We start from the raw sequence: 10,067 nt of genomic DNA, 5'->3' as shown, positions 1-10,067 counted from the left end.
GGGGGGCGGGCGCGCCCCCCCCCCCACCCCCCGCGGGGCGCGCGGGGCGCCCCCCCCCGCCCCCCCGGACCGTGAGGTCCTGGGCTCAGAGCGAGTAGACCTCGTCCAGGAGCGCCTGCTGCTCGGCGGCGTGCCGCTTGGCCGAGCCGACCGCGGGGGCCGAGGAGGCCGTGCGGGCGACGCGGCGCAGGCGGGAGTCGCCGGCGCTGCGGCCGATGACCACCTGGAGGTGGTCGACCAGGTTCATCGCGACGAACGGCCAGGCACCCTGGTTGGCCGGCTCCTCCTGGGCCCAGATGAACTGGACGCCCTCGCCGTAGCGGGCGAGCTCCTCCTGGAGCTCGGCCACCGGCAGCGGGTAGAGCCGCTCCATCCGGACGATCGCGGTGTCGGTGATGCCGCGCTCGGTGCGGGCCGCCTCCAGGTCGTAGTAGAACTTGCCGGAGGTGATCACCACCTTGCGCACCTGCGCCGGGTCGACCGTGCTGTCGCCGATGACCGGCCGGAACGAGCCGGACAGGAACTCGGAGGTGGCGGACGCCGCGGCCTTCAGGCGCAGCATCGACTTCGGGGTGAAGACGATGAGCGGCTTGTGGTGCGGGTTGTGCGTCTGCCAGCGCAGCAGGTGGAAGTAGTTCGACGGCAGGGTCGGCATGGCGACCGTCATGTTGTTCTGCGCGCACAGCTGGAGGAAGCGCTCCGGGCGGGCGGACGAGTGGTCCGGGCCCTGGCCCTCGTAGCCGTGCGGCAGCAGCAGCGTGACGCCGGAGTGCTGGCCCCACTTCTGCTCGGCGGAGGCGATGTACTCGTCCACCATGGTCTGCGCGCCGTTGACGAAGTCGCCGAACTGCGCCTCCCACATGACCAGCGCGTTCGGGCGGGTCAGCGAGTAGCCGTACTCGAAGCCCATCGCCGCGTACTCGCTGAGCAGCGAGTCGTAGACGGTGAAGCGGGCCTGGTCCTCGGTCAGGTAGAGCAGCGGGGTGTAGTCCTCGCCGGTCTTGCGGTCGATGAGGACCGCGTGGCGCTGGCCGAAGGTGCCGCGGCGGCTGTCCTGGCCGGCGAGGCGGACGGGGTGGCCCTCCATCAGCAGCGAGCCGATGGCGAGGGTCTCGCCCATGGCCCAGTCGATGGTGTTGTCCTCGACCGAGGCGGCGCGGCGCTGCAGCTGCGGCAGCAGGCGCGGGTGGACGGTCAGCCACTCCGGCAGGTTGACCTGCGAGGCGGCGATCCGCTTGACCATCTCCTCGGAGATGCCGGTCTGGATGTTCACCGGGAAGTCCGCGACCGGCTTGCCGTTGGCGGCCGGGGCGGGGGCGCCGGCGGCCTCGCGGACCTCCGCGAAGACCTTCTCCAGCTGGCCCTGGAAGTCCTGCAGGGCCTGCTCGGCCTCTTCCATGGTGATGTCGCCGCGACCGATCAGGCCCTCGGTGTACAGCTTGCGCACCGAGCGCTTCTTGTCGATCAGGTCGTACATCAGCGGCTGGGTGAACGACGGGTTGTCTGCCTCGTTGTGACCGCGGCGGCGGTAGCAGATGAGGTCGATGACGACGTCCTTGTGGAACTCCTGCCGGAACTCGAAGGCGAGCCGCGCGACGCGGACCACGGCCTCCGGGTCGTCGCCGTTCACGTGGAAGATCGGCGCCTCGATCATGCGGGCCACGTCGGTGCAGTACATCGACGAGCGCGAGGACGCCGGGGCGGCGGTGAAGCCGACCTGGTTGTTGACCACGAGGTGGATCGTGCCGCCGGTGCGGTAGCCCCGCAGCTGCGACATGTTCAGGGTCTCCGCGACAACGCCCTGGCCGGCGAAGGCCGCGTCGCCGTGGACCTGGATCGGGAGCACCGGGAAGGTGGTGCCGCCCTGGTCCAGGACGTCCTGCTTGGCGCGGACGATGCCCTCGACGACCGGGTCGACCGTCTCCAGGTGGGACGGGTTCGCCGCCAGCGAGACCTTGATGGTCTCGCCGTCCAGGCCGGTGAAGGTGCCCTCGGCGCCCAGGTGGTACTTGACGTCGCCGGAGCCGTGCATCGACTTCGGGTCGAGGTTGCCCTCGAACTCGCCGAAGATCCGGGCGTACGGCTTGCCGACGATGTTGGCCAGCACGTTCAGGCGGCCGCGGTGGGCCATGCCGATGACGGCCTCGTCGAGGCGGTGCTCGGCGGCGGCGTCGATCGTCGCGTCGAGCAGCGGGATCAGGGACTCGCCGCCCTCCAGCGAGAAGCGCTTCTGCCCGACGTACTTGGTCTGCAGGAACGTCTCGAAGGCCTCGGCGGAGTTCAGCCGGCGCAGGATGCGCAGCTGCTCCTCGCGCTCGGGCTTGGTGTACGGCTTCTCCAGGCGCTCCTGCAGCCACTTGCGCTGCTTCGGGTCCTGGATGTGCATGTACTCGATGCCGACGGTGCGGCAGTAGGTGTTGCGCAGCAGGCCGAGGATGTCGCGGAGCTTCATCATCTTCTGGCCGCCGAAGCCGCCGACCGCGAACTCGCGCTCCAGGTCCCACAGGGTGAGGCCGTGCTGGACCACGTCCAGGTCGGGGTGCTTGCGCTGCTTGTACTCCAGCGGGTCGGTGTCGGCCATGAGGTGGCCGCGCACGCGGTACGCGTGGATGAGCTCCATGACGCGGGCGGTCTTGTTGACCTCGTCGTCGTGGGTGGCGGCGACGTCCGTCGCCCAGCGCACCGGCTCGTACGGGATGCGCAGCGACTCGAAGACCTCGTCGTAGAAGCCGTGCTCGCCCAGCAGGAGCTGGTGGATGGTGCGCAGGAACTCGCCCGACGCGGCGCCCTGGATGACCCGGTGGTCGTAGGTCGAGGTCAGCGTCATGATCTTGGAGACGCCGAGGCGCGCGAGGGTGTCCGGGGAGGAGCCCTGGAACTCGGCCGGGTACTCCATGGCGCCGACGCCGACGATGGTGCCCTGGTTCTGCATCAGGCGCGGCACGGAGTGCACGGTGCCGATGCCGCCGGGGTTGGTCAGCGAGACGGTGACCCCGGTGAAGTCGTCCATGGTCAGCTTGTTGGCGCGGGCCCGGCGGACGATGTCCTCGTAGGCCTGCCAGAAGCCGAAGAAGTCGAGCGTCTCGGCCTTCTTGATGGCCGCGACGACCAGCTGGCGGTCGCCGTTCGGCTTGACCAGGTCGATGGCCAGACCGAGGTTCACGTGGTCGGGCTTGACCAGGTAGGCCTTGCCGTCCTCCACCTTGTAGCTGTGGTTCATGCCCGGCGAGGCCTTGATGGCCTGGACGAGCGCGTACCCGATCAGGTGGGTGAAGGAGACCTTGCCACCGCGGGCGCGCTGCAGGTGGTTGTTGATGACGATGCGGTTGTCGATCAGCAGCTTGGCCGGGACAGCACGCACCGACGTCGCGGTCGGCACCTCCAGCGAGGCGTCCATGTTGGTGGCCACGGCCTTCGCCGGGCCGCGCAGCTGGACGAGCTCGGGTCCCTGGGCGGCCGGCGCGGGCGCCGCCGGAGCGGCGGCCTTCGGCGCGGGCGGCGCGGCAGGGGCTGCAGCGAGCGGCGCGGGCGCCTGCTGGACCGGCGCGGCCGGTGCAGCGGGAGCGGGCGCCGCCGGAGCGGCAGCGGCGGCAGGAGCAGCAACGGGGGTCGGCGTGGGGCCGACCTGGGTTGCGGCCTGGGTCACTGGAGTCACCTCGGTACCGGGCTTGTAGTCGGCGAAAAAGTCCCACCAGGCCCGGTCTACGGAGTTCGGGTCCTGGAGGTACTGCTGGTAGATCTCGTCGACGAGCCACTCATTGGGGCCGAAGCCAGTGGAGCTTGCCGAGCTGGGGGTTTCAGGGTGTGGCGACATCGGGGCAACCGCCCTCTTCCGCTTCCTTTTGGGATGGTGGACAGCGGGGATTAAGGCTACGCCTCCCACCAGTGATCGCGCAGTCCCCCCTGGCCAGGCGTCGCCCAGATCACAGTGGTAGGCCGGATTTTGGCCGATTGTGTGCGTTAGAAACCCGCAGGGGCAGGGAACCGACCACCGCCGTGCAGCACCATTATCGCCCCAAAATAGGACAAGATGTCCGCCGCGAGGGGGTGCGGGGCCGGACCGCGCCGGACCGGCCCCGCTGTGTCCCAGTTGTGTGACAAATGCGCGGTTCTACGCCGGGGCGGGCGCGCCGCCCGGCAGGGTGACCTCGATCCGGCAGCCCGAGGCCGCCTCGGCGACCCGGATCTCGCCGCCGTGCAGGTCGACGGCCCAGCGGGCGATCGCCAGGCCGAGCCCGGTGCCGCCGTCGGTGCCCGGACCGAGCGCGGTCGCGGTGCCGCTGCGGCCGAACCGCTCGAAGACCCGTTCGCGGTCCTGCGCCGGGATGCCCGGCCCCTGGTCCTCGACCTGGAGCAGCAGGGCGCCCGGCGAGCCGCCGGGCCTGGCCCGGACGGTCACGGTGCCGCCCGCCGGCGAGTGCTTGCAGGCGTTGTCGACCAGATTGGCGACCACCTGGTGCAGCCGCTCCTCGTCGGCGACCGCGGTCAGCCCGCCGGGCCGCACGTCCAGGCTCAGGCGCAGGTCGCCGCGCCGGCCGTAGGCGCCGCCGGCGGTGGCCCCGTCCACGGTGACCCCGCGCAGCACGCCGTCCAGGAACGGGCGGACCTCGAACGGGCGGGCGTCCAGCGGGACGACGCCGTCGTCCAGCTTCGACAGGTCGAGCAGGTGGGTGATCAGCCGGCCGAGGCGCTCGGTCTGCTCCAGCGCCGCGCCGAGCGTCTTGGGCTCGGGCTGCACGACGCCGTCCACCACGTTCTCCAGCACGGCGCGCAGCGCCGCGATCGGGGTGCGCAGCTCGTGCGACACGTTGGCGATCAGCTCGCGCCGGTGCCGGTCCGCGGCCTCCAGATCGGCGGCCATCCGGTTGAAGGAGTCGGCGAGCTCGCCGATCTCGTCGCGGGAGGAGGTGTCCACCCGGGTGCTGTAGTCGCCGCGGGCCATCGCCCGGGCGGCGGCCGTCATGGCGCGCAGCGGGGCGGTCAGCCCGTGCGCGAGGAACTGCATGAACAGCAGCGAGGCGATCATCGAGAAGATCATGATGATCCGGATCTGCGTCTCGGACCGGATCGCGACGACCACCATCCCGGTGGCCAGGAAGACGGAGACGATCACCAGCAGGGCGAGCTTGCCCTTGATGGAACGCACCGGGTCGAACGGCCGCATGTCGGCCCACACCCGGCGGGCCGCCCGGCCGGCCAGGCCGGGGCGCGGGTGCGTCTGGGCGCTCCCGTTGCGTTGCTGTGGAAAGGTCATGGTGCCCCTGGTCCGGTTCGCACGATGGAAAGAGCGTGGGCCCCCCGGTGGCCCATGCCCTCGGCGCGCCGCCGCAGGAAAGCCTAGGAGAGCGGTGCCTCCAGGGCGTAGCCGACGCCGTGGACCGTCCGGATCCAGCTGGCGCCGATCTTCCGTCGCAGTGCCTTGACGTGGCTGTCGACCGTGCGGGTGCCGGAGGCGTCCGTCCAGTCCCAGACCTCGGCGAGCAGCTGCTCGCGGGTGAGCACCGCGCGCGGCTGTGCGGCCAGGCAGGCCAGCAGGTCGAACTCGGTCGGCGTCAGGTGGACGTCGCCCGAGCCGAGCCGGACCCGGCGCTGCACGTGGTCGATCTCCAGCTCGCCGAACCGCAGCGAGCCCAGCGCGGGAGTTCTGGCGGCCTGCTGGGCGCGCTCCACGCGGCGCAGCAGGACGTTCACCCGGGCCGCGAGCTCGCGCATCGAGAACGGCTTGGTCATGTAGTCGTCCGCACCCACGCCGAGGCCGACCAGCAGGTCCGTCTCGTCGTCGCGCGCGGTCAGCATGAGCACCGGCACCGGGCGCTGCGCCTGGATCCGGCGGCACACCTCCAGGCCGTCGAAGCCCGGCAGCATGATGTCGAGCACCACCAGGTCCGGCTGCCAGGTGTGGAAGCCGTCCACCGCGCCGGGGCCGTCGTGGGCCACGGCGACCTTGAAGCCCTCCGCGCCCAGCCGGGCCGCGATGGACTCGGCGATGGTCGGCTCGTCCTCCACCACGAGGACCCGTCGCTGTGTTCCGACCGGATTGCCACCGGTCTCCTGCTGCATTTCTGTCACGGTCACGCCACCGCCCCCAGGGCTGCGGGCCGGCCACCTGTGGGGGTGGCGGGCGCCGCGTCGTAGTCGTCTTGTTCCGTCGTGTGCTGTTCAACCGGCCTGCTGTGACCGCCGGATGCCGTTCCGCCGACGGCACCCTCACGGCGTGGATGCGCCGTGTGGTCCACGCACCCGACCCGCACTCCTGGCAGGGTACGGACACCGCGGGCGTGCCGGCAGGTGCACCGGGCATTTCCGGCCCGTGGCCGGATACCGGCCACGTCCCTGACCGGGCACGGGGCGATACCTTACCCGGCAGAAAACCCTGCTGTAACGGCGTGTACGCACGTGCACCCCGGGTTTGCCACTTACCGCTGGACCGTTCGTCCGTGAACGGACGGCAGGTACGGACCAAGCCGCGGCGGACGTTCACCGAAGCTCAAGCATTCTTCACAGCTCTTCCCCAGCGGGCTCCCAGGCAGCAAACGTATCGTGGGCACGACAAGCCGGTCGGCGTCCCCCCTGCGGACCCGCCGTCCGTGCGGGCCGCCGCATGCCCTCGGTACGTTGGACGGGGGCGCAGCAGCGCATCCCGGCGGACGGAGGGCCCATGGCGGACACCGGCGCGGTGGCGGCGACCCCCTTCGCGCGGGCGCGCGGCCTGCTGCTGCGCGCCGTGCCCACACCGCGGCGCAATCCCTTCGCGCTCGGCTACCTCTCCCTGCTGCTCGGCACCACGCTCTTCGCCCGCGCGGCCGACCCCAGGCTGGTCCACCGGCTCCAGGCGCTCTCCAGCACCGATGTGCACAACCTCACCCACCACCCGCTGCTGGCCCTGGTCACCAGCGGCTGCTGGGTGGCCGGCCCGGTCTGGACGCCCTACCTGTGGGCCTTCGCCGTCACCGTCGCCCCGCTGGAGCGCCGGGTCGGCCCGCTGCGCGCCGCCGGGGTCTTCGCCGCCGGGCACGTCGGCGCCACCCTGCTCTCCCAGGGCGTGCTGCTGGCCGCCGTGGCGCTCGGCGGGCCGGGCGCCGACGCCCTGGACGCCCTGGACATAGGGGTCAGCTACGGCGTCCTGGCCAGCCTGGGCGCACTGGCCGGCCTGCTCGCACCCCGGTGGCGGGCGGCCGCGCTGGGGGCCGCGGCCGTCCTCATCGGGCACCAGCTGCTCACCGATCCGGACCTGCTCACCGGCGTCGGCCACCCGGCCGCCCTGCTGATCGGGGTGGCGCTCTGGCGCCCGCTGCGCCGCGGCCCGAGGACGCCCCGCCGCCCGCTGCGCCGCCGTGCCGCCCGGCGCCCGGCCCGCACCGCCGGCGGCGCCGCGGCCTCCGCCTGACCCCGCCGGTCCCGCCCGGCCCGGCCTTCCGACCTCTCCGACCTCTCCGACCTCGCCGACCTGCCCGGTCGGCCGATCGCGGCCGCGGGCCGCTCCGGCCTGTCCGCGGGTGATCGCCGAGAGCGAACAGCCCGCGGGGAACATCCGGGCCCCACCAATCCTTAGTCAGGTCAACTCAACTTCGCTGACTGGGGAGAGATCATGGCATCGACGTCCACTCCGCTCACCCTGCCCGTGCTGCCGCTCGACGACGAGGTGGTTCTCCCGGGCATGGTCGTCCCGCTCGACCTGTCCGACACCGAGGTGCGCGCCGCCGTCGAGGCCGCCCGGGCCGCGGCGTCGACGGCCAAGCCCCAGGTCCTGCTGGTGCCCAGGCTCGACGGCTCGTACGCCGCGGTCGGCACCCTGGCCACCGTGGAACAGGTCGGCCGGCTCGCCGACGGCGATCCCGCCGCGCTGGTCCGCGCCGTGCGCCGGGTGCGGATCGGGGCGGGCACCACCGGCCCGGGCGCCGCGCTCTGGGTCGAGACGACCGCGTTCAAGGAGTCCGCGGAGGGCACCGCGGTGGCCGGCCGGGCCGCCGAGCTGGTCAAGGAGTACAAGGCGCTCTCCACCCAGTGGCTGCGCCGCCGCGGCGCCTGGCAGATCGTCGACCGGGTGGCCGCCATCGAGGACGTCGGCGAGCTCGCCGACAACATCGGCTACGCGCCCTTCGCCACCGCCGAGCAGAAGCTCAAGGTGCTGCTGGAGGCCGACCGCCTGGCCCGCCTGGAGTACGCGCTGACGCTGCTGCGCGAGCACCTCGCGGAGGAGGAGGTCAACGACACCATCCGCAAGGACGTCGAGGAGGGCGTCGCCAAGCAGCAGAAGGAGTTCCTGCTCCGCCGCCAGCTGGACGCCGTCCGCAAGGAACTGGCCGAGCTGAACGGCGAGTCCGGCACCGAGGAGGACGACTACCGGGCCCGGGTGGAGGCCGCCGACCTCCCGGAGAAGGTCCGCGAGGCCGCGCTCAAGGAGGTCGACAAGCTGGAGCGCTCCTCCGACGCCTCGCCCGAGGGCTCGTGGATCCGCACCTGGCTGGACACCGTGCTGGAGCTGCCGTGGAGTGTCCGCTCCGAGGACGCCTACGACATCGCCGGGGCGCGCGCCGTGCTGGACGCGGACCACGCGGGCCTGGCCGACGTGAAGGACCGCATCGTCGAGTACCTGGCCGTCCGCAAGCGCCGGGCCGACCAGGGGCTCGGGCAGATCGGCGGCCGCCGCGGAGGCGCGGTGCTGGCCCTGGTGGGCCCGCCCGGCGTCGGCAAGACCTCGCTGGGCGAGTCGGTCGCCCGGGCGATGGGCCGCTCCTTCGTCCGGGTCGCCCTCGGCGGCGTCCGCGACGAGGCCGAGATCCGCGGCCACCGGCGCACCTACGTCGGCGCGCTCCCCGGACGGATCGTGCGCGCCGTCAAGGAGGCCGGCTCGATGAACCCGGTGGTGCTGCTCGACGAGATCGACAAGGTCGGCTCCGACTACCGCGGCGACCCGGCGGCGGCCCTGCTGGAGGTGCTCGACCCGGCGCAGAACCACACCTTCCGCGACCACTACCTGGAGGTCGAGCTCGACCTGTCCGACGTGGTCTTCCTCGCCACCGCCAACGTGCTGGAGGCCATCCCCGAGCCGCTGCTCGACCGGATGGAGCTGGTGCGCCTGGACGGCTACACCGAGGACGAGAAGGTCGTCATCGCCCGCGACCACCTGCTGCCCCGGCAGCTGGAGCGGGCCGGCCTGACCGGCGAGGACGTGACGGTCGGCGAGGACGCGCTGCGCAGGCTCGCCGGCGAGTACACCCGGGAGGCCGGCGTGCGGAACCTGGAGCGCACGGTGGCCCGGATCCTGCGCAAGGTCGCCGCCCAGTCCGAACTCGGCGAGCGCGAGCTGCCGGCCGCGATCGGCGCGGACGACCTGCGGGCGCTGATCGGCAGGCCGCACCACACCCCGGAGTCCGCGCAGGAGCCCGCCGAGCGGCGCACCGCCGTCCCCGGCGTGGCCACCGGCCTCGCGGTCACCGGCGCCGGCGGCGACGTCCTCTACATCGAGGCCTCGCTGGCGGACGCCGAGACCGGCTCCACCGGCCTCACCCTGACCGGCCAGCTGGGCGACGTGATGAAGGAGTCCGCGCACATCGCGCTCTCCTACCTCCGCTCGCGCGGCGCCGAGCTGGAGCTGCCGGTCACCGGGCTGCGGGAGCGCGGCATCCACCTGCACGTCCCGGCGGGCGCCGTCCCCAAGGACGGCCCGAGCGCGGGCATCACCATGACCACCGCGCTGGCCTCGCTGCTCTCCGGGCGCAAGGTGCGCACCGACGTGGCGATGACCGGCGAGGTGTCGCTGACCGGGCGGGTGCTGCCGATCGGCGGGGTGAAGCAGAAGCTGCTCGCCGCCGACCGGGCCGGAGTCACCACGGTGATCATCCCGAAGCGCAACGAGGCCGACCTGGACGACGTCCCGGCCGAGGTGCTGGAGCGCCTCACCGTCCACCCGGTCGCCGACGTGCGGGAGGTGCTGACGCTGGCCCTGGAGCCGGCCGAGGTGCTGGTCGCCGCCTGACGGGGCGGCCCGGTGGGGGGGGGGGGGGTGTGCCCCCCCGAGAGCCAGCACCCCCCCGGGGGGGCGCCCCCCCGCCGCGCGGGGGGGT

General features: G+C 72.8%; 5 protein-coding genes. 2 read left to right on the top strand and 3 right to left on the bottom strand.

Annotation, left to right across the window (positions count from 1 at the left end):
• Positions 1 to 85: 85 nt before the first annotated feature.
• From ACFV0G_RS26275 to ACFV0G_RS26265, 3 genes are all read right to left on the bottom strand, one after another.
• Complete coding sequence (locus ACFV0G_RS26275) at positions 86 to 3,814, bottom strand: multifunctional oxoglutarate decarboxylase/oxoglutarate dehydrogenase thiamine pyrophosphate-binding subunit/dihydrolipoyllysine-residue succinyltransferase subunit (RefSeq protein ID WP_380552788.1); 3,729 nt, start codon at positions 3,812 to 3,814, stop codon at positions 86 to 88.
• A gap of 297 nt (positions 3,815 to 4,111) precedes the next feature.
• Positions 4,112 to 5,254, bottom strand: a complete 1,143-nt coding sequence (locus ACFV0G_RS26270) for an ATP-binding protein (RefSeq protein ID WP_380552785.1) — start codon at positions 5,252 to 5,254, stop codon at positions 4,112 to 4,114.
• Between the two features lie 83 nt (positions 5,255 to 5,337).
• Positions 5,338 to 6,060, bottom strand: a complete 723-nt coding sequence (locus tag ACFV0G_RS26265) for a response regulator transcription factor (RefSeq protein WP_380552782.1) — start codon at positions 6,058 to 6,060, stop codon at positions 5,338 to 5,340.
• 598 nt (positions 6,061 to 6,658) lie between these two features.
• On the opposite strand from ACFV0G_RS26265, the gene ACFV0G_RS26260 reads away from it, so the two are divergent.
• Positions 6,659 to 7,387: a rhomboid-like protein gene (locus tag ACFV0G_RS26260; protein WP_380552779.1), complete on the top strand. Its 729-nt coding sequence runs from the start codon at positions 6,659 to 6,661 to the stop codon at positions 7,385 to 7,387.
• Positions 7,388 to 7,588: 201 nt separating this feature from the next.
• Positions 7,589 to 9,979: an endopeptidase La gene (gene lon, locus ACFV0G_RS26255; RefSeq protein WP_380552775.1), complete on the top strand. Its 2,391-nt coding sequence runs from the start codon at positions 7,589 to 7,591 to the stop codon at positions 9,977 to 9,979.
• Positions 9,980 to 10,067: the final 88 nt, after the last annotated feature.

Origin of the sequence: Kitasatospora sp. NPDC059571, from assembly GCF_042735675.1 — a bacterium.
Taxonomy (GTDB): domain Bacteria; phylum Actinomycetota; class Actinomycetes; order Streptomycetales; family Streptomycetaceae; genus Kitasatospora.
This window is presented reverse-complemented; position numbering and strand designations above follow the sequence as displayed.